The sequence below is a fragment of the Stenotrophomonas sp. Bg11-02 genome (assembly GCF_002836635.1).
Classification (GTDB): domain Bacteria; phylum Pseudomonadota; class Gammaproteobacteria; order Xanthomonadales; family Xanthomonadaceae; genus Stenotrophomonas; species Stenotrophomonas lacuserhaii.
Window position 1 is genome coordinate 178864 of sequence record NZ_PJAY01000060.1, and the last position, 21780, is coordinate 200643.

Consider the following 21780-nt stretch of genomic DNA (forward strand, 5'->3'; position numbering starts at 1 on the left):
TTTGCCGTGGCGCAGGGCCCTTATCAGGCCCGATCCATATGACGGCAGGATTGCGTCGGGATGGCAGGCCGCGCAATGGCTTCAGGCGCTTTGTGTCTTGTCCTTGTAGAGGCACAGATCGTGGATCACGCACTGCGGGCAGTCGGGCTTGCGCGCCTTGCACACATAGCGCCCGTGCAGGATCAACCAGTGGTGCGCATCGCGCAGGAACTCCCCTGGAATCGCCTTCATCAGCCCGTCCTCAACGGCGCGCACATCCTTGCCCGGTGCCAGCCCGGTACGGTTGGACACCCGGAAAATATGCGTGTCCACCGCCATGGTCGGCTGCCCGAAGGCGGTGTTGAGCACCACGTTGGCGGTCTTGCGGCCCACGCCGGGCAGGGCTTCCAGCGCGGCGCGGTCTTCCGGCACCGCGCTGCCGTGCTGCTCCACCAGCAGGCGGCAGGCGGCGATCACGTTCTTCGCCTTGGCGTTGAACAGGCCGATGGTGGAGATATAGCGCTTCAGGCCTTCTTCGCCCAGGTCCAGGATCGCCTGCGGCGTGTTGGCCACCGGAAACAGCTTGCGCGTGGCCTTGTTGACGCCCACGTCGGTGGCCTGCGCCGACAGCGCCACGGCCACCAGCAGCTCGAACGGCGAGCTGTACTCCAGTTCGGTCTTCGGATGCGGATTGAGCTCGCGCAACCGGGTGAACATCTCCACCACGTCGGCGCGCGGCATCTTCGCGGTACGCCGCGCAGGCGCGCGTGCGGTCTTGCTGGCGGTAGCCATCAGCTTCCTTTGGGGACGGCCGCCCGCGCCTTGGCGCGCGCCAGGATCGCCGCGGCGGCATAGGGCAGGGCGGGCTTTTGGTCGGGTGCCGGCGGCGGTGCGCGGCGCGCGTCGCGCTCGGCTTCGCGGCGCGCCAGGCGTACCGCACGTGCCCGGTAGCGCTCCCGTGCTGCCCAAGCCTGGCGCAGCTGGTGCTGGGCCTGCAGCAACCGCTGCGGCAGATCCGGATGCCCGGGCACCCGGCTGGGATCGGCCTCACCGGGCGCGTACTCCATCAGGCCAGCCTGTACCGCGCCATCCAGGTCGTCGGCCAACACCCGTTCCAACAGCACTGCAGGGTCGATCGCACGTGCCATGGTTCAGCGGTTCTGGAATACGGCAGGGCGGCGTTCAAGGAAGGCGCTGGTGCCTTCGCGCATGTCCTGGGTGGCGAACAGCAGCCCGAACTGCGCACTTTCGTATTCCAGACCCGATTCCAGGCTGCATTCGCCGCCTACATGCACCGCATCGAGCAGCGCCCGCAGGGCCAGCGGCGCCGCGTTTGCGAGGCGTTCGGCGTGCGCGGCCACGTGCGCATCCAGCGCGTCGGCGCCGGCGACTTCGTTCACCAGGCCCAGCTGCAGCGCACGTGCGGCATCGATGGGAGTGCCCAGCAGGCACAGTTCCAGCGTGGCGGCGCGTCCGCACAGGCGCAGCAGGCGCTGGCTGCCGCCGAAGCCGGGAATCAGCCCCAGGGTGATCTCCGGCTGGCCCAGCCGGGCGGTATCGACGGCAATGCGCAGGTGGCAGGCCATGGCCAGCTCCAGCCCGCCGCCCAGTGCGAACCCGTTCACGCGTGCGATGACCGGCTTGGGCATCCGCTCGATCTGACGCATAAGGCGCTGTCCCAGAAGGGAAAAGTCCCGCCCCTCCACGGCCGACAGGGTGTTCATCTCACTGATGTCAGCCCCTGCAACGAAGGCTTTCGGCCCGGCGCCGGTCAGGATCACAACGCGTACGGCCGGGTCCCGGGCGGCGTCCTCGAAGGACGCAGCCAGCGCGCGCAGGGTTTCCCCGTTGAGTGCATTGAGTTTCTCCGGCCGCTGCACCGTCACGGTGCGGATGGCACCGTGGTCCATTACGGCAACGGGGGCGGTAATCGGGGCGTCGGCCACGCGGAATCTCCAGAAACGTTAAAAAACAGTGATGTTGAACTCTTGAAACGCAATCAGGTCAAAGCCTGCGTTGTCAGTAGCGGAACCCCCCTCGCGGCCGCTATCCTAACCCGTCGCCTCAGGGCGGCGAAAACGCCCCCTGAGTTACCACCCCTGGAGAATTGTTTGATGAAGTTGCGTTCTATCGCGGTCGCCGTCGCGGCCCTGGCCCTGACGGGCAATGCCTTCGCCCAGGACGTTGCGTCCGAAAAGGGCAAGCTCAGCTATTACTTCGGTTATGACTACGGCAACAACCTTGCCGAGCTGACCGGTCGCGGTGAGCAGCTGGACATCAACTCGGTGGTGAAGGGCCTGCAGGATGCCTACGCCAAGAAGCAGCCGGCCATTACCGCCGACCAGCTGAAGCCGGCCGTTGAAGCGTTCCAGAAGCGCGAACAGGGTCGTGCGCAGGCCGCCAAGGCCGAGTACGACAAGGCTGCTGCTGAAAACAAGACCAAGAGCACCCAGTTCCTGGCCACCAACAAGGCCAAGGCCGGCGTGCAGACCCTGGCCAGCGGCGTGCAGTACCGCGTGATCGAAGCCGGCAAGGGCGCCAAGCCGACGCAGGCCAGCACCGTGCAGCTGGAAGTGGCCGGTCCGTTCCCGTACGGCACCCGTCCGGCTGAAGCACGCCCCGCCCAGCAGATTCCTGCGATGAAGCTGAGCGAAGTGGAAATGAAGGCCATGCGCGAGACCCTGCTGCAGATGCCGGCCGGTTCGAAGTGGGAAGTGACCTTGCCGCCGGAACAGGCCTATGGTGCCGACCCGCGTACCCCGTTCCCGCCGAACGTGGCCGTGCAGTTCGAAATCAAGCTGGTCAGCGTCAAGTAATCAGCAACACCGTTCAACCCGACGCGCCGGTGGCTTCCACCGGCGCGTTTTTGTTTGCGCCGGGTGCCGGCCGCGGTCCATTCGCGGTAATGTACGGCGGTGCAAACCACGGAAAAACCAGCACGTGCCGTGCCCAGTCCCTGCATTGGAAAATGCGAACTCGACCCGCATCGGTCGTGCACCGGCTGCCTGCGCAGCCTCGACGAAATCGCGCGGTGGTCGTCGATGAGCGAGCGCGAACGGCAGCACGTCATGCACCATCGCCTGCCACTGCGCGAGCAGCTCCGAGCTTCATTGGAAGGCTCGCTGGCCGATCATCAACGCCTGATGCGCGCGCTGCATCCGCTGGATGCGCCGCCGCTGGGGGATGGCTGGAACCGCAGCGAGCTGGAGGATCTGCTGCCGCCCGGACCGCTTGTCGAAGCAGCGGTGCTGGCCGGTATCGTGCCGCGTGCCACCGGCGCGCAGGTGATCCTGACGCGCCGCACCGAAGCGCTGCGCCAGCATGGGGGGCAGGTGGGTTTCCCCGGTGGCCGCACCGAAGCCGACGACGCCGATGCGATGGCCGCGGCGCTGCGCGAAAGCAACGAAGAGATCGCGCTGGCGGCCGGCCAGGTGCAGGCCCTGGGTTACCTGGACCCGTTCGTGACCATAACCGGCTACCGCGTGACGCCGGTGGTGGCGGTGATTGATCCAGGTTTCAAGCCGGTGCCCTCGCCTGACGAAGTGGCCGACGTGTTCGAGGTGCCGCTGGACTTCCTGATGTCAGCGGACAACCTGCGCCACGTGGAAATCGTCCATCGTGGACGCGTGCGCCATGTCCTGGAATACAGCTGGCCCGGCCAGCGCATATGGGGCGCAACTGCGGCCATCCTGTACAACCTGCGCCGTCGCCTGGAGGAAGTGTCATGAACGCCAACGATGCAAGCTGGACCCCGCTTGTCGATGCGGCATCATTGGCCGCGATGCTCGATGCCGATGTGCTCCGCGTGGTGGACGCGCGCGCCACGGCAAGCACCGCAGTGCGCGTGGTCGATGCGCGTTTTTCGCTGGCTGATGCCCAGGCCGGGGCAGCACAGTACGCCGCCGGGCACATTCCCGGTGCGGTGTATGCCGACCTCGACCACGATCTATCGGACAAGCGCAGCGTGGGCCACGGCCGGCATCCGCTGCCGGACAGCGCGACCTTCGCTGTCACCGTGGGTCGCTGGGGTATCGGCCCGGACACGCAGGTGGTGGTGTACGACGCAGCCGAAGGCAGCATGGCGGCCGCGCGCCTGTGGTGGCTGCTGCGCTTGATGGGTCACCGCCAGGTGGCCGTGCTCGATGGTGGCTTCGCGGCGTGGCAGCAGGCAGGTCTTCCGGTGGCCACCGAGGCCGTCCAACCTGCCGCCCTGCCACCGTATCCCGGCCACCTCGATGCCCGTCAGGTGGCCAGCGTGGATGAAGTGGCAATGCGGCTGAAACACGCATCCGGCTGGCTGGTCGATGCACGCGCCAACGAACGTTTCCGCGGTGAAGTGGAGCCGCTGGATCCGGTGGCCGGCCACGTACCTGGCGCCGTGAACCGCCCGTTCGGCTTGAACGTGGCGGGCGGCAGGATGCGCCCGGCCGATGAACTGCGCGCCGAACTGCAGCAGGTGATCGGCGCGCATGATCCGGCGCAGGTGGTGCTGATGTGTGGATCCGGGGTTACCGCCTGCCATCTGCTGCTGGCGATGGAATCGGCCGGCCTGCACGGCGCACGCATCTATGCCGATTCCTGGAGCGGCTGGATCAGTGACGGCAGCCGGCCGGTGGCGACCGGCGCATAGCCTCCCTGACCCGTAGTAGCGAGCAAGCTCGCCACTACACATCTGCTTGGTTCACGGCACGGCGTGCTGCAGCGGCACGGCGGCCTGTACCTCGCGCCACGGAAACAACGGACCGGGATCGCGTTTGCGCGCCACCTTGTTCGCCGCATCGTCACTGGCCGGGATCTGCTCCAGGTCCAGCTCGTCATGGCCCACGATGTGGCGCAATGACGGATACCGCGCCGCCAATGCCTGGACCAGGCGCACCAGCGCGGCGATCTGTGCTTCGGGATAGGCCTCCGGCATGGTCTGGCAACGGCTGTCGAACCAGTCCGGATAACGGCCCGTATTGACCAGCTCGATGCCGATGGACTTATCGTTCATGCCCCGCACGTGGTGGGCGATGCGGTCGGTGGCCACGTACTGGTACACGCTGCCATCGCGGTCGATGTAGAAGTGCCCGCTGTTGCCGGTGCCGCTCTCGTAAAGCGGCTTCTCACCGTACTGGCGCGCCATGGCCAGGTCGGGCAGTTCGGTGCAATGCACCACCACCGTCTGCAGCGTATCCGTCGCGCGCAGTGGCAGCAGGTCGTGATAGGGCAGCGGCTGGATCTGCAGCCCGGGAATCAGCGGATTCGGCATGTGCCGATGCTAGCATTGCGCGATGAACTGCATTCCCGAAATGACCCCTGCGCGCGTTCTGCCGGTGTCCGCATGAGCCGCGGCCACTGCATCCTTTCGCATGGCTTCGAAAGCGGCCCCGATGCCATCAAGGTGACCGCGCTGGCCGACGTTGCCGAGCGCCTGGGCTGGACCCACGAGCGGCCCGACTTCATGGACCTGGACGCCAAAGCGGACGTGAGCCGGCTCGGCGATGTGCCGGCACGGCTGCAGCGGCTGATCGAGCGGGCCACGTCGGCCGTGGCACGCGGCCCGGTGGTGCTGGCAGGTTCCAGCCTGGGCGCCTACATCTCCGCCATCGCCTCGCTGCAGGTGCCGGTGGCCGGCCTGTTCCTGATGGTGCCGCCAACCACCATGGGCCCCATGCCGGCCCTGGATGCGGCCGCTGTCCCCACCAGCGTGGTCCACGCTTGGCATGACGAACTGATCCCTGCGGCCGGGGTCATCGAATGGGCGCGCAAGCGCGCCGCTTCGCTGCTGCTGGTCAACGACGGCCACCGCCTGAACGACCACGTGGCCGAATCGGCGGCCGCCTTCGAGGCCCTGCTGCGCCGGCTGTAAGGCGTGGCGACCAACGGTCGCCACCCACCAAGGCCTGAAGGTGGGTGACCACCATTCCCCAAGGTGGATGACCACCATTCCCCACGGTGGGTGACGACTCTGCCCACGGTGGGTGACGACCGTTGGTCGTCACGCTCTTGTCCCAGCACCCGCCACCCTTCAGGGCGGGCCGGCCCGCCAGCGATTACAATGGTGCCCCCGTGCCGCCGGCATGGGCGCGGGCCTGTTGCCAGGGCCTGCCCGATCCTGCGCCGCGCAAGCGGCCGCCCCACCTGCGAAACCGATCCCGTGAATTTCTTCGTCTCCTGCGCCAAGGGCCTGGAATACCTGCTTGCCGACGAGCTGTCGGCCCTGGGCCTTGCCAAGGCGACCGCCACCATTGCCGGCGCCAACGCCGAAGGCGACCTGGCCCAGGCGCAGCGCGTGGTGCTGTGGTCACGCCTGGCCAGCCGCGTGCTGTGGCCGCTGGCCGAGTTCGAATGCCCCGACGAACAGGCCCTGTATGACGGCGTGCACATGATGCCGTGGCAGGACCACATGAAGCCGGAGATGACTCTGGCCGTGGATGCCCACGTGTCCGGCGACAAGATCACCCATGCGCGTTTTGCCGCGCAGCGGATCAAGGACGCGGTGGTCGACCGCATGCGCAGCGAGGGGCTGGAGCGCCCGTCGGTGAATACCGATCTGCCCGACATCCGCATCAACCTGTCCCTGCGCAAAGGCCGGGCCACGATCTCCATCGACCTCGGTGGCGGCCCGCTGCACCGCCGCGGTTGGCGTGGCGCCGCGCATGATGCGCCGCTGCGCGAGAATCTGGCCGCCGCCGTGCTGCTGCGTGGCCAGTGGCCGCGCCTGCATGCTGCCGGGGGTGGCCTGCTGGACCCGATGTGCGGCAGTGGCACGCTGCTGATCGAGGGCGCCCTGATGGCCGCCGACGTCGCGCCCGGCCTGATGCGCCACGGCAGCCTGCCGCCGAGCCGCTGGCTGGGCTTTGACAAGCATAGCTGGAAGGCCCTGTTGACCGAGGCGCGCGAGCGCGAGACCGCCGGCCTGGCGGCGTTGAAGCCGGTGGTGTTCGGCAGCGATATCGATCCGCTGGCGATCGCCGCGGCACGCGAGAATGCTGAAGTGGCCGGCGTCGCGCATGCGATCACCTTCACCCGCGCCGACATCGATGACCTGCCGGCGCCGCCGCTGGAGATCGGCACGGTGGTCTGCAATCCGCCCTACGACGAGCGGCTGGCGGCCGATCCGGCGCTGTATCGCCGCCTCGGCGATGCCCTGCAGAAGGCGGTACCGCAGTGGCGCGCCAGCCTGCTGTGTGGCGATGACGAACTGGCCTTCGCCACCGGCCTGCGTGCCGGCAAGAAGTACCAGATGTTCAACGGTGCGCTGGAGTGCGCGCTGATCGTCTGTGATCCGGTGGCCGTGCCCAAGCGCGACCCGGCGGTGCCGCGCGAACTCAGCGAAGGCGCGCAGATGGTGGCCAACCGCATCCGCAAGAACCTGAAGAAGTTCAAGACCTGGCGTGCGCGCGAGCAGGTGACCTGCTTCCGTGCCTACGATGCCGATCTGCCCGAATACGCGGCGGCCATCGACGTCTACCAGGAAGACGGCGGCAAGGGCCGCACCTTCCTGCACGTGCAGGAATACGCCCCGCCGGCGACCATCCCCGAGAACGACGTACGCCGTCGCCGCAACGAACTGCTGTCGGCCGCGCGCGAGGTGTTCCAGGTGCCGCCGGAGCAGGTGGCGCTGAAGTCGCGCGAGCGCGGCAAGGGCGGCAGCAAGTACGGTCGCTTCGAGCGGCGCGATGAGTTCCTCATCGTGCGCGAGAACAACGCGCTGCTGCGGGTGAACCTGTTCGATTACCTGGATACCGGCCTGTTCCTGGACCACCGTCCGCTGCGCCGGACGATGGCCGAACAGATACGCGGCAAGCATTTCCTCAACCTGTTCTGCTACACCGGCGTGGCCAGTGTGCAGGCGGCGGTGGCGGGGGCGGCCAGCACCACCAGCGTGGACCTGTCAGCGACCTACCTGCAGTGGTGCTACGACAACCTGGCCTTGAACGGGCAGGGCGGCAACCAGCACCTGCTGGTGCAGGCCGATGCGATGGCCTGGCTGGAGGCCGACGAAGGCCTGTATGACGTGATCTTCTGCGATCCGCCGACCTTCTCCAACTCCGCGCGTGCCGAAGATTTCGACGTGCAGCGCGAGCAGCTGCGGCTGTTGCGCGCGGCCGTGGCCCGGCTTGCACCGGGCGGCGTGCTGTACTTCTCCAACAACTTCCGCCGCTTCAAGCTGGAAGAAAACGCGATCGCCGGGTTCGCCACGTGCCGCGAGATCAGCCCGCGCACCATCGGGCCGGATTTCGAACGCAACGCGCGCATCCATCGCGCGTGGGAACTGCGCGCGCTGTGATGGCAGCCGGTGGGTGATGACCGACGCTTACGGTGGGTGACGACCGTTGGTCGTCACTACCGGGATCGCGCGGGGCGCTGAAGCGTGACGACCAACGGTCGTCACCCACAAACACGGTCAAACCAACGCCGCAACCAGCCCCAGCGCGGGCAACGCCAGCGCCAGGGGCGCGATCCAGCGTGGCTTCCACGGGTACAGCCCGAAGGCCAGCAGCAGCCCGGCGATGGTCATCGTGCCCAGCCACAGCACCGGTCCCATCGCCCAGCCGTGGTCGACCACGCTCAGCCCGAATGCCGCGCCCAGCAGCACCCAGCCCAGCCCCGACCACTGCCGACGCCGCGACACCGGGGCGGCCTGCTTTCCATGCAGGTCCAGCTGGTGCTTTTCCATCGCCAGCGACAGCGCGGTGAATGCGCTGAAGGACAGGCCCAAGGCGAGCAGCATCATGCCTTCGCCTCGATCGGCACCGCACTGCCCCCGGCTGCCGCGGCCGCGCGCTTTTTCTTCTCTGCCGCGCTCAACGGCGGCGTCCAGCGCTGCATCCGCCAGCCGCACATCGCCAGCATTGCGCCGAAGGCCAGCATCACCAGGTCGAAGCCGGCCAATACCCAGTCGCCGGCCGGGATGGTCACGCCCAGATGGGCATGCGTGGTCAGCGCATTGAGCAGCGGCAACAACGCAAACAGGGCCGCGCCGAGGTACAGCTGCCAAGTCCACATCAGCCGCTTGGGCCAGATGAACGCTGCCAGCAGGGCCGCGCCCCAAGCGTAGAAGAACACGCTGACCTCCGCATCGGCGCGCTCGGGCAGCTGCAGCGGCAGCAGCCGGTTGCCCCAGAAGTACGATGCGAACGCAATCGGCAGCCCCGCCACCGCGCCGATGTTCAGCGCGTCCACCAGCCGCAGGCCGAAGCCGATCCGGCCACTCTTGGCATGTTTGGGCCGTTCCTTCACTGCCCACAGCACCACGCCGCTGGCCACCATCAGGCAGCCGGTCAGGCCGGACAGGAAGAACAACGCACGCAGCCCCCAGTCGGCGAAGCGGGCCAGGTGCAGTCCGTACATCACCCCGCGGGTGGCAGTGGCTGCGCCGGAGGCCGGTGATTCCATCAGCAGCGTGCCGGTCACCATGTCGTAGCGCAGCGCCGGTGTATCGACGGACAAGCGGCGGCCATCGCGCTGGCGGATGTCGATCACCGCATTGGCCGCGCCCGGGTGGGCGACGCTGAAGCCGGACACATCCACGCCTTTCCAGTGCGTGCGCGCGCTGTCCAGCAACTGCTGGATCGGCAGCGGTGCAGCGCGCCCTTCGGCCGGTGTACTGACCTCGGGCATGCCGCCGAACGCTTCGCTGAAGAACGCATCTTCATCGGTCGGGTAGGCCGCCTTGATGCCCCACGGCAGGTACATCACCATCAGGGTAACGATGCCGGTGTAGGTGATCATCGCGTGGTACGGCAGCGCCATCACCGCGCTGACGTTGTGGAAATCCAGCCAGGAACGCAGGCCCTTGTCTTTGCGGAAGGTGAAGAAGTCCTTGAAGATCTTCTTGTGGGTGATGACCCCGGTGATGATCGCCACCAGCATGAACATCGCGCAGAAGCCCACCAGGTAACGCGCCCACAGCACTGGAATGTAGTGCAGGTCGAAGTGCAGGCGGTAGAAGAACTCACCGCCGCGGGTTTCGCGGGCTTCCAGCTTGTCGCCGGTGTTCGGATCGACCGTGGCATCGCCGAAGCGTCCGCCACCGCGGCGGCGGCGCTCGCCTTCCACCGGCGGCTTGACCATCGATTCGGGATTGCGCCAGAACATGCGCATGGCCGGGTTGCGCGGGTCGGGCAGGGTGACGAACCAGGTCTCGGCGTGGCCGGCGTGTTCCTGCAGGTAGTGCACCGCGCGCTCGGCCGCGACGTCGGTACTGACTGTCGTGGCCGGCAGTTCCGGGCGCATCCAGCGGCTGATTTCCTCGCGGTAGTAGCTGGCGGTGCCGGCCATGAAGATCAACAGCAGCAGCCAGCCCACCAGCAGGCCGGTCCAGGTATGCAGCCAGGCCATCGACTGGCGGAATCCGTTCTTCATGCCCACGCTCCCAGTGCCCGCGCAACCGCCGCCATCACCACGGTGGGCAGCAGAATACCGATCCATGCGCGCAACGCCGTGCGCGTGGCAAAGGCCCACAGCGCCGCGCAGGCACACACCACGATCGCCAGCAGCATGCCGGTCAGCACGGTCTGTCCGCGCGCGCCGGGCAACGCCAGCGCGCAGAAAACGCTGGTCACCGCGGCCAGCGCGTAGCCACCGAAGATGGCGGCCATGCTGCGCGAAAACACCCCCCAGCCGGGGCGGGCGAAGAACGTGGCCAAGCGAGTGTTGGCGGTCGTGTTGGCAGTAGAAGGCGAGCGGTCCACGGTGATCCTGCAGTTGCGGTTGATGGCATCGCTGCCGGTGGAAAAGGTGGCCATCCGTGGCCGGCTGCCGGCACATCGCCGGCGGCATCCATCAGATCTTCAGAGCTTCCAGCGCAGCGTCATGGTCACGTTGCGCGGTTCGCCCCAGTACACGCCCTGGTAGAAGCCGACATTGTTGTAGTACGCCTTGTCCAGCACGTTGTTGAGGTTGAGCTGCGCACTGAAGTTCTGATTGAAGCGGTAACCGGCCGACAGGTTCACCAGGTAGAACGCATCCTGTTGGATGCGCGCACTTTCGGTGCGGCCGCTGGTCAGGTAGTCCGCGCGCGGCTTGGTGCTGTTGTTCCAGATGCCGCTCTGCCATGTCGCACCACCGCCCAGCCAGAACCGGCCGTCGATGCCGCCCGGGCGCCAGCTGGCGTTGAGCCGGAAGGTGTCCTGCGGGTTGGTGGTCTTCTGCAGCACGCCGGCACGGTTGCGGATGGTGGTGTGGGCGAAGCCGGCGGAGAGGTTCCAGTGCTCGCCGATGCTGCCCTGGGTTTCCAGCTCCCAGCCTTTCACCTTGTTGCCCTTGCCGGTGGAACGGTAGGCCTGGCTGCCATCGGGCAGCGACGACGGCGGGACCGAATCATCGATCTCGGCCACGTTGTCCTGCTCGCCTTCGAAGATTGCCGCTGAGGCATTGAGCAGGCCGCCGAAGAACTCGGCCTTCAGGCCGCCTTCCCACATCGTGCCGACCACCGGTTCCAGATAGTCGCCACTGCGGTCGCGGTAATTCTGCGGCTGGAAGATATCGGCGTAGCTGACGTAGCCGCTGAAGATCGCGTTGAAGTCGTACACCAGACCCAGGTACGGAGTCAGCGAATCATCGGGCTTGTAGCCGGTGCGGGTCGTGGCGGTCAGGTTGCCGGCGGCGTCATGGGCATAGCGCCAGGTCCTGGTTTCCCAGCTGCCATAACGTGCACCGACCACGGCCAGCAGCGGATCAGCCAGCTGCAGCCGTGCGGCCAGGTAAGCGGCGCTCTGCTTCAGCTCGTTTTCCGATGCCAGGTAGCCCAGCCGGGTGACCGGCAAGCGCGGCACATCGCCTGTCCAGCTGCGCCAGTCCGGCACCACCGCATAGGCGGAGGTGTAGTCGAAATCGAGCGCATCGGATTCCCCCTTGCGCACCGACCGGCCCAGACCGAACACCAGCTCGTGGTCGCGCCCGAACAGCTTGAACGGACCGCTGGCGTTGAGGTCGAACACCTCCATCGTGCTCTGCTCGTTGAAGTGCGAAACGTAAGCCGACACGCCGGTGCCATCCGCGCGCGGATAGCCCTGGGCGCCATACCAGACACTGCCATCGGTATCGCGGTCGGCGTGGGTCAGGCTGGCCTTGGCCGACCAGCCGTTGCCGAGTTGCTGCTCCAGGCGCACGAAGCGGGTCTTTTCAACGATCGGCCAGGCACTCCACGAGGCTGACAGGTTGGTCGAGCGCGGCAGGTTCGCCGGCGTGCCATCGGCGCCCCAGTACGGCACCACGCCCCAGGTCACCCCGGAGGTATGCGGCGACTGGTACTCATAGCCCAGCTCCAGCAGGGTGCTGTCGGTGACGTCGGCCTGCACGATGCCGTAGAACACGTCCTTGTCCAGTTGGTACACATCGCGGAAGGAATCACTCTGCTGCTTGGCCGCCACCACGCGCGCCCGGATGCGCCCATCCAGTGCCACCGGACCGCCGAGGTCGGCTTCCAGGCGCTGGTTGCCCCAGCGGCCCACGGTCAGGTTGGCACCGGCCTGGAAGGTATCGGTGGGGCGCTTGCGCACGAAGCTGATGGTGCCCGAAGGATCGCCGGCACCGGTGGTCAGGCCGGTGGCGCCGCGGATCACTTCGATACGCTCGTAGATCACGCTGTCGGTGTTGGTCTTGATCGACCCACCGAAGGTGTTGAGCATGCCATCGACCTGGAAATTGGTGATGTTGTAGCCGCGCGACACATAGTTGATGCGCTCGCTGTCGGTGACCGACACGTGCACGCCGGTGACTTGGCCCATGACATCGGACAGCGCGAACAGGCCCATGTCGTCCAGCCGCTGGCGGGTGACCACGGTGACCGACTGCGGCGTTTCGCGCAGCGACAGGTCCAGCTTGGTGGCGGTGTTTGCGTGCTTGACCGTATAGCCGTTGCGGATTTCACCATCGGCGGTGACCTGCACCGCGTCCAGGGTACGCGCGGAGGCATCGGCCGGGGTGTCTGCGTGGGCGGCCGAAGCGAGCAACAGGCTGGTGATGGCAAGCGCGAGCAGCGAACGGGGGGAAGCGTTGGACAGCGACGACATGAGGGGTGCGATTCCATGCAGGTAAAAAAGCCGGCGATGGAAACGGCCGCGCAGGCGCGCATGCCCAGCGCCAGCATGCAGCGCCCGCTCCCATCGTCACCGCACCAGGCTGGGGCGGCGAACGTTAGCTGGTACACGGGGCGGCAACGGCGGAAGGGATCCGCGACTGACTGGCTGGGCGTACGTGTTTACTAAATGATAAGTATTCGCATTTAGTTAAGCAAGCGTTTTCAGTACGGTCACACGTGTGACCGCACGGGCTTTCAGCGTACCGCGCAGGCGCGGTGGATTTCCTGGTCGATGCGCGCAGGAGCGCTGCGGCCGGTGAACACTTCGGCCATCTCCTTGCGCAGGCGGGCGTCTTCGCAGGATTGCGGATCGACCACGTTGTCGATCACCGTGCCGCGCACGTCGGGCTGGTCGTAACCGGCGCCCTGACGCACCCAGCGGCGCGCCTGTGATGATTCCTGCGCCACGCGCACGCGGTCGGCGCTGGTCAGGTTCGGATCGCGCACGACCGGACGGCTGATGCCGGTGTCCTGCTCCTTCGGGCAGGGCACCGACTGATAGGCCACCTGCTTGCCATCGCTGCACTTGTACACGCGTTGCGCGTGCGCCTGCGTGGCCAGCGCACACAGCGCCAGCGTCACCAACATCCTGGTCATTGATCCCCCCGGCGCACCGCCTTGGCGCGCGATGCGCGGGAGAATACCCGATTCAGGGAGCGTCAACACCTATGTTGGTGTAGAAATCCGAACAGTAGCGCCTGCCATTACGGCTGAGGTTGAAGCGCTGGCAGTTGGTGTCGTAACTGGTGCCCGTGGCGGTGATCAGGTAGCTGGACAGGGTCACACCGTTCAGATGGTGCTGGCTGCCGTTGGACTTCAGGGACCAATGTTCGTGCGGGCCGGTAGAGGATCCTCCATCGCACAAGGCCTGGTTCCGGGTATTGGCCGGGTTGGCAATGGCATCGTTGGCCGCCACCATCGCGCCTGTTGCGGGGCGGATGTTCATCAGGTGGTAGTAGGTGGTGGACCAGCCACCTTCGTGCACGATCTCGGCCATGCAGGAGGAGTGACGCTTGAAACGCCCCGACGCCGATGCCGATACCCAGTAGTTGCTCTGGTTGCTGCCCCACCAACCGCCGACCGACATGTCCAGCGAAGACATCGGGAACCGGCCGCTGCCGGAGTGCGTGTGTGCGCCGCCGATATGCCACTTCGCCTTGAGTGGATAAGGAAACTGCAAGAGGTTGGTCGGCGGCACATCGGCCTGCGCCCGCGCCTCGCCACCGCGTTGCGCCCTCGCCGGGCTGCTTCCGAACAGTTTGCGGTAGACATCATTGAAGCCAGCGTCGGCCAGCGCCGTGGCACGCACAGTGTCCATGCCTGAGAGCGCGTACAGGGTGCGCAGCGGGTTGTCGGCCGACAGCGCCACAGGCCCCATCGTGCGGGTGTCAGCGGCGTCATACATCGCATCACGCAGCGTTTCGGCCACTTCGCGCAGCTGCGGCCCGAAGCCGGTCCTGGTGACCAGCGTGCCGAAGGGCCGTTCCAGACTGCCAGGCGAAGCATCCTGGTTGCCCACCACGCCGGTCTGCAGCTCCATCAGGGCAAGCAGGACGCGCGGACTGATGCCGCTGTAGCCCGCCCAATGGGACAGCACTTCGGCGTGGGGGCTGAGCTGTGGCGCATGCCCGGCCAGCCAGGTGGCGATATCGAACTCAAACATTTCCTCGTACTGGTATACAAGGTCCTGGCTCTGCACGGCAGGCGCGCCGGCTTGCGCCGTTCCCAGCGTGGATGCCGCGCAGAGCACGGCCAGCAGTGCAGGTTTCATCAATCGGCGCGTATGGATGGTCATCGTTCGGATTCCAGAGTGGATCTGAGCGGCATGGTGTATTCAGGCCGCAACCTTCCCTGGACCCTGCGGAAGGGACCACGTCGAGTTGTCGGGGCTGGCTCGCTGCTGCCGCTATTGGCTGGCGGGCAGGGCCAATGCTAGGTACGTGGGACAACGCCGGGTTTGTCGGCAATCACAAAGTTACCGGCGTTGGAAAGATCCATCGGAGGTGGCATTGATGGCTATGCCATCAATCGGACAGCTCGGCAGCACGCCCGCACGCCCGCACTCACATCGGCAGCAGTGTGGTGGCCGCGTGCAGCAACAACCCGATCAGGCCACCGACCAGCGTGCCGTTGAAGCGGATGAACTGCAGGTCGCGGCCTACGCTCAGTTCCAGCTGTTCCACCAGGTGGCGTTCGTCCCACCCCTTCACCGTCTGCGCGATATGCGCGGTGACGCCATCGCGCAGGCGCGAGGTCAACCGCTGCGCACCCTCCAGCAGGTGCAGGTTGAGCGCATCGCGCAGCGCCGGGTCCGACGACAGGCTGCGGCCCAGCGCGGCCATGCTGCGCTCCAGGTGCCCGGCCAGCGCGGAGTGCTCACTCTGCAGGTCCGCACGCAGGCTGGCGTGGATGCGCGACCACAGGCCCTGCACATACTCCTGAAGGGCAGGGTGGTCGATCATTTCCTGCTTCAGCTGTTCAATGCGGGTAGCCAGCGCAGGGTCCTCGCGCAAGCGCTGTACGTAGGTGCCGAGCCACTGTTCATAGTCCTGCCGCAGCGGGTGCAGCGGGTCGGCCAGCACCTGCTGCATTTCCTCCAGCACCGCCCCGGCCAGGCGCTCGGCCAGGCTGTCGCCGATCTCGTCGATCGGCTTGATCCAGTTCACCGTGCTGGACAGCGTGGGCCACTCGCGCTGGATGTAGCGCACGATCAGCTGCGAGGCCCGCTCCTTGACCTCCGGCTGTTCCAACCAGCGCCCCAGCCGCTGCAGGCCTTCGTCCAGCACGCGCTGGTGGCGGCCATCGGCGGTCAGCAGGGTCAGCAGTTCGCCCGCGGTGGAGGCCGCGTTCCACTGCCGCAGCTGCTGCACCACGAAGCCGTGCAGCTGGCGGCGCACGGCCGCTTCGTCGAAGAAATCCAGCGCCTGCAAGGCCCAGGCGCGGGCCATGTCGGCCAGCATGCGCACCTGCTCGGGCGCGGACAGCCAGCTGCCCAGGCGGGTAGCCGGATCGAACACTTTCAGTCGCGCCAGCAGCATGTCCGGCGCCAGGAACTGGTCGCGCACGAAGACCGCCAGGCTGTCGCCGATGCGTTCCTTGCTGCGCGGGATGATCGCTGTATGCGGGATGGGCAGGCCCATCGGCCGGCGGAACAGCGCCACCACCGCGAACCAGTCGGCCATGGCACCCACCGCGGCGGCTTCGCAGAACGCGGCGACCCAGGCCCAGATACCGCGCTCGCCCTGCCAATGGCTGACCGCGAAACCGGCCAGCATCACCAGCAGCATGCCGAAGGCGATGGCTTTCAGGCGCCGCAGCTGGGCGCGGCGCGGATCATCGGGAGTCGTGTTCATGCGGGCAGTCTACCGGGCCCGGTGTTGGGCCCCGTTGACGGGCAAGTGCATGCGGTAGCGCCGAGCCACGCTCGGCGAGCGCAGCGGCAGCGTGATGCACGCCGCCCCACGTCCGGATTACGCGCTGAGCTGCGCGCGCAGCGCCGCCAGCTGCTGGCGCAGCGCATCGTTTTCGCGGGTCAGGCTGACGATGCGGGCGCGCAGCGCCGGGGCGCCTTCGCCCAGCTGTTCCAGGGCGTGCATCACCTCGGCATCGCGCAGCGCCTGCTCGTCATCGCTGACCTCTTCCGCCTGCACCGCCACGTCCGGCTTGGCCGCACGCGGCTTGCGGTTGGCTTCGCGGGCGCGCTTGGCAGCCTGCTTCAGTTCGTCCTTGCCCCCGGTGGCGGCCGCGCGCTGCTCGTCTTCCGGCAGCGATGCCACGGCTGCCGCCGCGCTGATCGACAGCTGGCCGCTCTTCACCGCCTCCACCACTTCCGGTGCCGCCTGCGCACGGATGCGTTCGATCATGCTGATCTGGTTGCTGCTCAGCTTGGCTTCGCGGGCCAGTTCGGCGCGGCTGAAGCTGGGTGCCGGATCCCACGGCGGGCTGTCCTGGTCCTCGTCCTGGCTGTCGGCGGTGCCGTCGCTTTCGCGCTGCAGCTTTTCCTGCTCGATGCGCTTGCGCTCGGCCAGGATCTCGCGCTTGCGCAGCGCCAGTTCGCCCCGCTGGAAGTCAGACACGCTGCGCCGGCCCAGGTGCTGTTCGATCATCCACAGGTGGACATCGTCCATGCTCTGGAAGCGGGTGTTCTGCACCGTGTTGAACGGCAGATCATGCTTCTGGCAGATGCCATACCGGTTGTGTCCGTCCACCAGCACGTCGCCCCACAACACCAGCGCATCGCGGCAGCCTTCGGCCAGGATGCTGCGCTCCAGCGCTTCGTACTCGTCCGCGGTGAGCGGGTCGATGTAGGCCTTCAGTTCTTCTTTGACGACGATGTTCATGGGCAACGGGCAGTCGTGGAGCGGAACCGCCCATTGTACCGGCTCGGGCTGGCGCGTCCCGGCTCAGGCGGTAGCACGGATCATCGCGCCGAGAACGTCGGCGATCTGGTCGATCTGCGCCGGTTCCACGATCAGCGGCGGCGACAACGCGATGGTGTCGCCGGTCTGCCGCACAAGCAGGTTGCCGTCGTGGAAGCAGCGCCGGAACACCTCGTAACCGCGGCTGCCCGGGGCATCGCGGCGCGGGGCCAGCTCCACCGCGCCGACCAGCCCGAAGTTGCGGATGTCCACCACGTTGGTCAGGCCCTGCAGGCTGTGCAGGGCGCGCTGCCAGTACTCGCCCAGCTCGATTGCGCGCTCGAACAGGCGCTCTTCGGCATACACATCCAAGGTAGCCAGCGCGGCGGCGCAGGCCAGCGGATGGCCGGAATACGTATAGCCATGGAACAGGTCGATGGCCTGCGCCGGCCCCTGCTGCAGGCTGGAATGGATGGCATCGCTGACCAGCACCCCGCCCAGCGGCACCGCGCCGTTGCTGGCGCCCTTGGCGAAGGTGATCAGATCCGGGGTGACGCCGAAACGCTGCGCCGCGAAGGGCATGCCGACGCGGCCGAAGCCGGTGATGACCTCATCGAACACCAGCACGATGCCGTGGTGATCGCAGATTTCGCGCAGGCGCTGCAGGTAGCCCGGCGCCGGCAGGATGACCCCGGCCGAGCCGGCGATGGGTTCCACGAACACCGCCGCGATGGTGGACGCATCGTGCAGCGCGACCAGTCGCTCCAGTGCATCAGCCAACTCCGCCCCGTGCCGCGGCAGGCCCTGGCTGAAGGCATTGCGCTGCAGGTCCAGCGTATGCGGAAGATGCGCACTGCCCCCCAGCTGCAGGCCGAACTGGCGCCGGTTGTTGGGCAGCCCGCCGATCGCCATGCCGCCGAAACCGACGCCGTGGTAGGCCTTCTCGCGCCCGATGAAACGCGTGCGCTGGCCTTCGCCGCGGGCGCGATGGTGGGCCAGCACGACCTTCATCGCCGTATCCACCGCCTCGGAACCGGAGTTGGTGAAGAACACATGGTTAAGGCCCGCCGGTGCCAGCGCGGCCAGGCGCTGCGCCAGTACGAACGGCAGCGGTGAGCCCATCTGGAAAGTGGGCGCGAAATCCAGCGTGCCGGCCTGGTCGGCGATGGCCTGCACGATTTTTTTGCGGCCATGACCGGCATTGCAGCACCACAGCCCAGCGGTGCCATCGAGGATCTGCCGACCCTCCACGTCCTCGTAATACATGCCCTGCGCACGGACCAACAGGCGCGGCGCGCCCTTGAACTGCGCGTTGGCGGTGAACGGCATCCAGAAGGCGTCGAGAGTGTCCGGCTGCGTGGTGGCCAGGACGTTGAGCGGCGGGGTCGGGGAGGGCATGACGGGCTCCGGAACGGCGGCGGTTTTTCTGACTTTAGCGTAGGGGTAAATCGCGCTGGCGTGACCTCGGCGAGGTGATGCATTCTCTGCCGGGCCCGTGAGCGCAGCAACGAAGTACAGGGAGTAAACGGATCAGGATGCCAATCCCTGCTGGCGCTCCTACGTCGCCAGCATCGCCATCGTGCGTAACGCGACCCGGACAGGTACATGGGCAAAGCATGCAAAATGCGTCCGCCGCGACAAACCGCGCGCCTCACCGGCAGTTAGCGCTCACCTGATGTATCGCATCGCGCAGCGCCTGCCGGTCCCGCTCGTCCACCGCATCCTGGAAGTACTGCAGGTCCTGCTTGCCCAGTCCGCAGGGGTCGTCGGTATAGCCGGGCGGCCACAACCCAAGGAACTGCGCCACCCCGGCGATGATCTGCTGTGGGCTCATCTGCGGACGCATGCGGAAGTAGCGAGGTCGTTCCTGGAAGGCCGCATGCACGGTGCGGCGTCCGATCAGTTTCGGGGCGAGGGCGGCAGCGTCGATGCCGTCACCGCCGCTGACGGCATCGCCGCGCAGGCGAAGGTCCAGCGGCGCGCTTGCGACCGGGTCGGCGATGTCCACAAGGGTCGCCGCATCGGGTGCGGAAACGACATGCTGTAGCGGGCTGACCACGCGGAGGCTACGTTGCATGGGCGAAACATCAGGGCTGCTGGGCAGCGCGATGGGCTGCGATGCAGGGGGTGGCGGCGGCAACCAGCGCACGCTCATGCGATGGGTATCGCTGCGCGTCAGGGTGGCGCGGGTGGTGGTCAGCAGCCACCAGCCGATCAGGGCATGCACGGCGATCACCAGCGCCCACGCGATCACGTGCGGGGCGGGCACGGGGAGTGATGGGCGGGTCAGGGCGAGGGTCGACATCGGCGGTGCATCCATGCGGTTACCTTCGGGGTGAGAGTAGGCGTGAGGGCGGAAAGTTTCGTTGGGTGGTTCGGGGGCGGCCGCTTTGCTCGCCGAGCATGGCTCGGCGCTACCAAAATCGAGCATGGCTGGGCGCTACCAAAATCGAGCATGGCTCGGCGCTACCAGCGGTGTCGGCTGAAACCAATCTGCCCCCCTTCGAGAGGGGCGTGGCAGAATCCGGAACGCTCTCTGCTTGTTGATCCTGCCCATGTCGTCCACTGCTGCACCCGCCACGTTCCCGTCCGCGCCGGCCAATTCGCCACAGCGCGTGCTGTTGGCCAGCTTGATCGGCACCACCATCGAGTTCTTCGACTTCTACATCTACGCCACTGCGGCGGTGCTGGTGTTTCCGCATCTGTTCTTCCCGGACAGCAGTGACAAGGCGGCGATGCTGCAGTCGCTGGCGACCTTCGCGGTGGCGTTCATCGCCCGGCCGGTGGGGTCGGCGGTGTTCGGGCACTTCGGCGACCGCATCGGGCGCAAGGCGACGCTGGTGGCAGCGCTGCTGACGATGGGCCTGTCCACCGTCTTGATCGGCCTGCTTCCCACGCATGCGCAGATCGGCCTGTGGGCGCCGGCACTGCTGGCGCTGTGTCGTTTCGGGCAGGGCCTGGGGCTGGGCGGTGAATGGGGCGGTGCGGTGCTGCTGGCCACCGAAAACGCGCCGCCGGGCAAGCGTGCCTGGTACGGCATGTTCCCGCAGTTGGGCGCGCCGCTGGGCTTCCTGCTGTCGGCCGGCATCTTCCTGATCCTGGGCCGCCTGCTCAGCGCCGATGACTTCCTGCAGTGGGGCTGGCGCATTCCGTTCGTGGCCAGTGCGCTGCTGGTCGGCCTGGGCCTGTGGGTGCGCCTGAACATCCATGAGACGCCTGCCTTCCAGAAGGCGCTGGATGCGCATGCGCGGGTCAAGCTGCCGATGCTGACGGTGCTGCGTGACCACGCCGTGCCGATGCTGCTGGGCACGTTGGGCGCGTTCGCTACCTTCGTGCTGTTCTACCTGATGACCGTGTTCGCGCTCGGCCATGGCACCGCGGTGCTGGGCTACAGCCGCGAGCAGTTCCTGCTGCTGCAGATGGTCGGCATCCTGTTCTTCGCCGCCGGCATTCCTATTTCGGCGCGCTACGGCGACCGCTGGGGCACGCGCCGCACGATGATCATCGCCAGTGGCCTGATCGTGGTGTTCGGGGTGCTGCTGGCGCCGATGTTCCAGGCCGGCAGCCCGTGGATGGTGCTGGGTTTCCTGTCGCTGGGGTTGTTCCTGATGGGCCTCACCTACGGTCCGTGCGGCACGTTCCTGGCAGAAATCTACCCGGTGGAGGTGCGCTACACCGGCGCGTCATTGTCGTTCAATCTGGCCGGCATCCTGGGCGCGGCGCCGGCACCGTACCTGGCGACATGGCTGGCCGAACGCTTCGGGCTGGTGGCGGTCGGCTATTACCTGTGCATCGCCGCGCTGGTGACCATCTGCGCGCTGCTCGCGTTGCAGCGGCGGGTGCGCTGATCAGACGAAGAAGCGCTTCAGCGTGCGTCCCAGCCAGCTGCCGCCCTGGTGTTCGCGGGTGAACTGGTTGAGGTGGTGCTTGACCGATTCGGCGTAGGCCTTGTCATCGCCGCGGATGTGGTTGAACAGCCAGCGCGAGAGCATGGTGCGCAGTTCGTCGGTCACGTCTTCGCCGGCCTGGAAGCGCAGGCGGTAGTCGGACACGCGCTTGCCGAAGATCTCGTGCACGCGCTTGTGCGCGGCGCAGAACGGGTAGCCGGCTTCTTCCATCAGCTCTTCTTCGAAGGCGAAGTGGGACATGGTGTAGTCGACCAGTTCGTCGATCACATCAGCCACGGCCAGCCGCTGCAGGCCCTGCTGGGCGACGTGCAGATGGTTGAGCATCTCCACGATCCGCTTGTGCTGGTTGTCGATGACCTCGATGCCGATGTTGAGATCGTCCTGCCAGACCAGTAAGGCCATCTGCGTGCTCCCTGTGTGCGATGGGAGCGAGTGTGGGCGGGCGTGCCGAGTGCGACACTGA

General features: G+C 67.0%; 21 protein-coding genes. 6 read left to right on the forward strand and 15 right to left on the reverse strand.

The genetic code is table 11. From position 1 onward, the window contains the following. Nucleotides 1-81 precede the first annotated feature (81 nt). Genes nth through CXG43_RS10965 form a run of 3 tightly spaced genes read right to left on the reverse strand, consistent with a single transcriptional unit; the run spans nucleotide 82 to nucleotide 1889 of the window. Nucleotides 82-771, reverse strand: coding sequence for an endonuclease III (gene nth, locus CXG43_RS10955; RefSeq protein WP_101099982.1), 690 nt, complete (start codon nucleotides 769-771; stop codon nucleotides 82-84). Then, nucleotides 771-1127 (reverse strand): hypothetical protein, encoded by a 357-nt coding sequence (locus CXG43_RS10960; protein ID WP_101099983.1) that lies wholly within the window; start codon nucleotides 1125-1127, stop codon nucleotides 771-773. The genes nth and CXG43_RS10960 overlap by 1 nt, the downstream gene beginning before the upstream one ends. Nucleotides 1128-1130: 3 nt before the next feature. Next, nucleotides 1131-1889 carry an enoyl-CoA hydratase-related protein gene (locus CXG43_RS10965; protein ID WP_198551393.1) on the reverse strand — a complete coding sequence of 253 codons (759 nt, stop codon included), beginning with the start codon at nucleotides 1887-1889 and terminating at the stop codon, nucleotides 1131-1133. Between the two features lie 204 nt (nucleotides 1890-2093). Here CXG43_RS10965 and CXG43_RS10970 point away from each other — a divergent pair, with 204 nt between their 5' ends. From CXG43_RS10970 to CXG43_RS10980, 3 genes are all read left to right on the forward strand, one after another. Then, on the forward strand, nucleotides 2094-2795 hold the full coding sequence (locus tag CXG43_RS10970; protein WP_042614363.1) for an FKBP-type peptidyl-prolyl cis-trans isomerase: 702 nt from the start codon (nucleotides 2094-2096) through the stop codon (nucleotides 2793-2795). A 99-nt stretch (nucleotides 2796-2894) separates the two neighbouring features. Next, a complete protein-coding gene (locus CXG43_RS10975) occupies nucleotides 2895-3707 on the forward strand; it encodes a CoA pyrophosphatase (protein WP_101099985.1) in 813 nt (270 codons plus the stop codon). Beyond that, nucleotides 3704-4609, forward strand: coding sequence for a sulfurtransferase (locus CXG43_RS10980; RefSeq protein ID WP_101099986.1), 906 nt, complete (start codon nucleotides 3704-3706; stop codon nucleotides 4607-4609). The genes CXG43_RS10975 and CXG43_RS10980 overlap by 4 nt, the downstream gene beginning before the upstream one ends. A 51-nt stretch (nucleotides 4610-4660) precedes the next feature. On the opposite strand, the gene CXG43_RS10985 is transcribed toward CXG43_RS10980, so the two are convergent. Next, the gene (locus CXG43_RS10985; RefSeq protein WP_101099987.1) at nucleotides 4661-5230 is read right to left on the reverse strand and encodes an N-acetylmuramoyl-L-alanine amidase; all 570 of its coding nucleotides are present in this window, start codon (nucleotides 5228-5230) and stop codon (nucleotides 4661-4663) included. A gap of 72 nt (nucleotides 5231-5302) precedes the next feature. On the opposite strand from CXG43_RS10985, the gene CXG43_RS10990 reads away from it, so the two are divergent. Both CXG43_RS10990 and rlmKL read left to right on the forward strand, forming a co-directional pair. Next, nucleotides 5303-5830, forward strand: a complete 528-nt coding sequence (locus CXG43_RS10990) for a hypothetical protein (RefSeq protein ID WP_101099988.1) — start codon at nucleotides 5303-5305, stop codon at nucleotides 5828-5830. Between the two features lie 288 nt (nucleotides 5831-6118). Next, nucleotides 6119-8254: a bifunctional 23S rRNA (guanine(2069)-N(7))-methyltransferase RlmK/23S rRNA (guanine(2445)-N(2))-methyltransferase RlmL gene (gene rlmKL, locus CXG43_RS10995; RefSeq protein ID WP_101099989.1), complete on the forward strand. Its 2136-nt coding sequence runs from the start codon at nucleotides 6119-6121 to the stop codon at nucleotides 8252-8254. A gap of 117 nt (nucleotides 8255-8371) precedes the next feature. Here rlmKL and CXG43_RS11000 read toward each other — a convergent pair whose 3' ends face one another. From CXG43_RS11000 to CXG43_RS11045, 10 genes are all read right to left on the reverse strand, one after another. Then, entirely contained in the window at nucleotides 8372-8701 is a 330-nt protein-coding gene (locus CXG43_RS11000; RefSeq protein ID WP_101099990.1) for a DUF3325 domain-containing protein, read from the reverse strand. Beyond that, a complete protein-coding gene (locus CXG43_RS11005) occupies nucleotides 8698-10332 on the reverse strand; it encodes a PepSY-associated TM helix domain-containing protein (RefSeq protein WP_101099991.1) in 1635 nt (544 codons plus the stop codon). Before CXG43_RS11005 ends, CXG43_RS11000 begins: the two co-directional genes overlap by 4 nt. Then, complete coding sequence (locus tag CXG43_RS11010; protein WP_101100121.1) at nucleotides 10329-10661, reverse strand: DUF3649 domain-containing protein; 333 nt, start codon at nucleotides 10659-10661, stop codon at nucleotides 10329-10331. Before CXG43_RS11010 ends, CXG43_RS11005 begins: the two co-directional genes overlap by 4 nt. Before the next feature lie 99 nt (nucleotides 10662-10760). Further along, on the reverse strand, nucleotides 10761-12983 hold the full coding sequence (locus tag CXG43_RS11015) for a TonB-dependent siderophore receptor (protein ID WP_101099992.1): 2223 nt from the start codon (nucleotides 12981-12983) through the stop codon (nucleotides 10761-10763). A 263-nt stretch (nucleotides 12984-13246) separates the two neighbouring features. Then, the gene (locus tag CXG43_RS11020) at nucleotides 13247-13648 is read right to left on the reverse strand and encodes a hypothetical protein (protein WP_157825150.1); all 402 of its coding nucleotides are present in this window, start codon (nucleotides 13646-13648) and stop codon (nucleotides 13247-13249) included. A 52-nt stretch (nucleotides 13649-13700) separates the two neighbouring features. Beyond that, nucleotides 13701-14846 carry a M23 family metallopeptidase gene (locus CXG43_RS11025; RefSeq protein WP_101116131.1) on the reverse strand — a complete coding sequence of 382 codons (1146 nt, stop codon included), beginning with the start codon at nucleotides 14844-14846 and terminating at the stop codon, nucleotides 13701-13703. A gap of 268 nt (nucleotides 14847-15114) precedes the next feature. Then, nucleotides 15115-16404 (reverse strand): DUF445 family protein, encoded by a 1290-nt coding sequence (locus tag CXG43_RS11030; RefSeq protein WP_101099995.1) that lies wholly within the window; start codon nucleotides 16402-16404, stop codon nucleotides 15115-15117. A 117-nt stretch (nucleotides 16405-16521) separates the two neighbouring features. Then, nucleotides 16522-17391 (reverse strand): plasmid replication/partition related protein, encoded by an 870-nt coding sequence (locus CXG43_RS11035; RefSeq protein ID WP_101099996.1) that lies wholly within the window; start codon nucleotides 17389-17391, stop codon nucleotides 16522-16524. 63 nt (nucleotides 17392-17454) lie between these two features. Beyond that, the gene (locus tag CXG43_RS11040) at nucleotides 17455-18807 is read right to left on the reverse strand and encodes an aspartate aminotransferase family protein (RefSeq protein WP_101099997.1); all 1353 of its coding nucleotides are present in this window, start codon (nucleotides 18805-18807) and stop codon (nucleotides 17455-17457) included. Between the two features lie 253 nt (nucleotides 18808-19060). Then, a complete protein-coding gene (locus tag CXG43_RS11045; protein WP_232767738.1) occupies nucleotides 19061-19714 on the reverse strand; it encodes a hypothetical protein in 654 nt (217 codons plus the stop codon). Between the two features lie 250 nt (nucleotides 19715-19964). Here CXG43_RS11045 and CXG43_RS11050 point away from each other — a divergent pair, with 250 nt between their 5' ends. Then, nucleotides 19965-21257 (forward strand): MFS transporter, encoded by a 1293-nt coding sequence (locus tag CXG43_RS11050; RefSeq protein ID WP_101099999.1) that lies wholly within the window; start codon nucleotides 19965-19967, stop codon nucleotides 21255-21257. On the opposite strand, the gene CXG43_RS11055 is transcribed toward CXG43_RS11050, so the two are convergent. Further along, nucleotides 21258-21719, reverse strand: a complete 462-nt coding sequence (locus tag CXG43_RS11055; protein WP_101100000.1) for a bacteriohemerythrin — start codon at nucleotides 21717-21719, stop codon at nucleotides 21258-21260. Nucleotides 21720-21780 lie beyond the last annotated feature (61 nt).

Excerpts from the sequence above, each read along its gene's own strand:
- CXG43_RS11035 (WP_101099996.1), bottom strand. The coding sequence starts at position 17,391 with ATGAACATCGTCGTCAAAGAAGAACTGAAGGCCTACATCGACCCGCTC.
- CXG43_RS11030 (WP_101099995.1), bottom strand. The coding sequence starts at position 16,404 with ATGAACACGACTCCCGATGATCCGCGCCGCGCCCAGCTGCGGCGCCTG.
- CXG43_RS11050 (WP_101099999.1), top strand. The coding sequence starts at position 19,965 with ATGTCGTCCACTGCTGCACCCGCCACGTTCCCGTCCGCGCCGGCCAAT.
- CXG43_RS11015 (WP_101099992.1), bottom strand. The coding sequence starts at position 12,983 with ATGTCGTCGCTGTCCAACGCTTCCCCCCGTTCGCTGCTCGCGCTTGCC.
- CXG43_RS11020 (WP_157825150.1), bottom strand. The coding sequence starts at position 13,648 with ATGACCAGGATGTTGGTGACGCTGGCGCTGTGTGCGCTGGCCACGCAG.
- nth (WP_101099982.1), bottom strand. The coding sequence starts at position 771 with ATGGCTACCGCCAGCAAGACCGCACGCGCGCCTGCGCGGCGTACCGCG.
- CXG43_RS11055 (WP_101100000.1), bottom strand. The coding sequence starts at position 21,719 with ATGGCCTTACTGGTCTGGCAGGACGATCTCAACATCGGCATCGAGGTC.
- CXG43_RS11045 (WP_232767738.1), bottom strand. The coding sequence starts at position 19,714 with ATGTCGACCCTCGCCCTGACCCGCCCATCACTCCCCGTGCCCGCCCCG.
- CXG43_RS10965 (WP_198551393.1), bottom strand. The coding sequence starts at position 1,889 with ATGGACCACGGTGCCATCCGCACCGTGACGGTGCAGCGGCCGGAGAAA.
- CXG43_RS11005 (WP_101099991.1), bottom strand. The coding sequence starts at position 10,332 with ATGAAGAACGGATTCCGCCAGTCGATGGCCTGGCTGCATACCTGGACC.
- CXG43_RS10970 (WP_042614363.1), top strand. The coding sequence starts at position 2,094 with ATGAAGTTGCGTTCTATCGCGGTCGCCGTCGCGGCCCTGGCCCTGACG.
- CXG43_RS10980 (WP_101099986.1), top strand. The coding sequence starts at position 3,704 with ATGAACGCCAACGATGCAAGCTGGACCCCGCTTGTCGATGCGGCATCA.
- CXG43_RS11040 (WP_101099997.1), bottom strand. The coding sequence starts at position 18,807 with ATGCCCTCCCCGACCCCGCCGCTCAACGTCCTGGCCACCACGCAGCCG.
- CXG43_RS10960 (WP_101099983.1), bottom strand. The coding sequence starts at position 1,127 with ATGGCACGTGCGATCGACCCTGCAGTGCTGTTGGAACGGGTGTTGGCC.
- CXG43_RS10985 (WP_101099987.1), bottom strand. The coding sequence starts at position 5,230 with ATGCCGAATCCGCTGATTCCCGGGCTGCAGATCCAGCCGCTGCCCTAT.
- CXG43_RS11025 (WP_101116131.1), bottom strand. The coding sequence starts at position 14,846 with ATGACCATCCATACGCGCCGATTGATGAAACCTGCACTGCTGGCCGTG.
- CXG43_RS11000 (WP_101099990.1), bottom strand. The coding sequence starts at position 8,701 with ATGATGCTGCTCGCCTTGGGCCTGTCCTTCAGCGCATTCACCGCGCTG.
- CXG43_RS10990 (WP_101099988.1), top strand. The coding sequence starts at position 5,303 with ATGAGCCGCGGCCACTGCATCCTTTCGCATGGCTTCGAAAGCGGCCCC.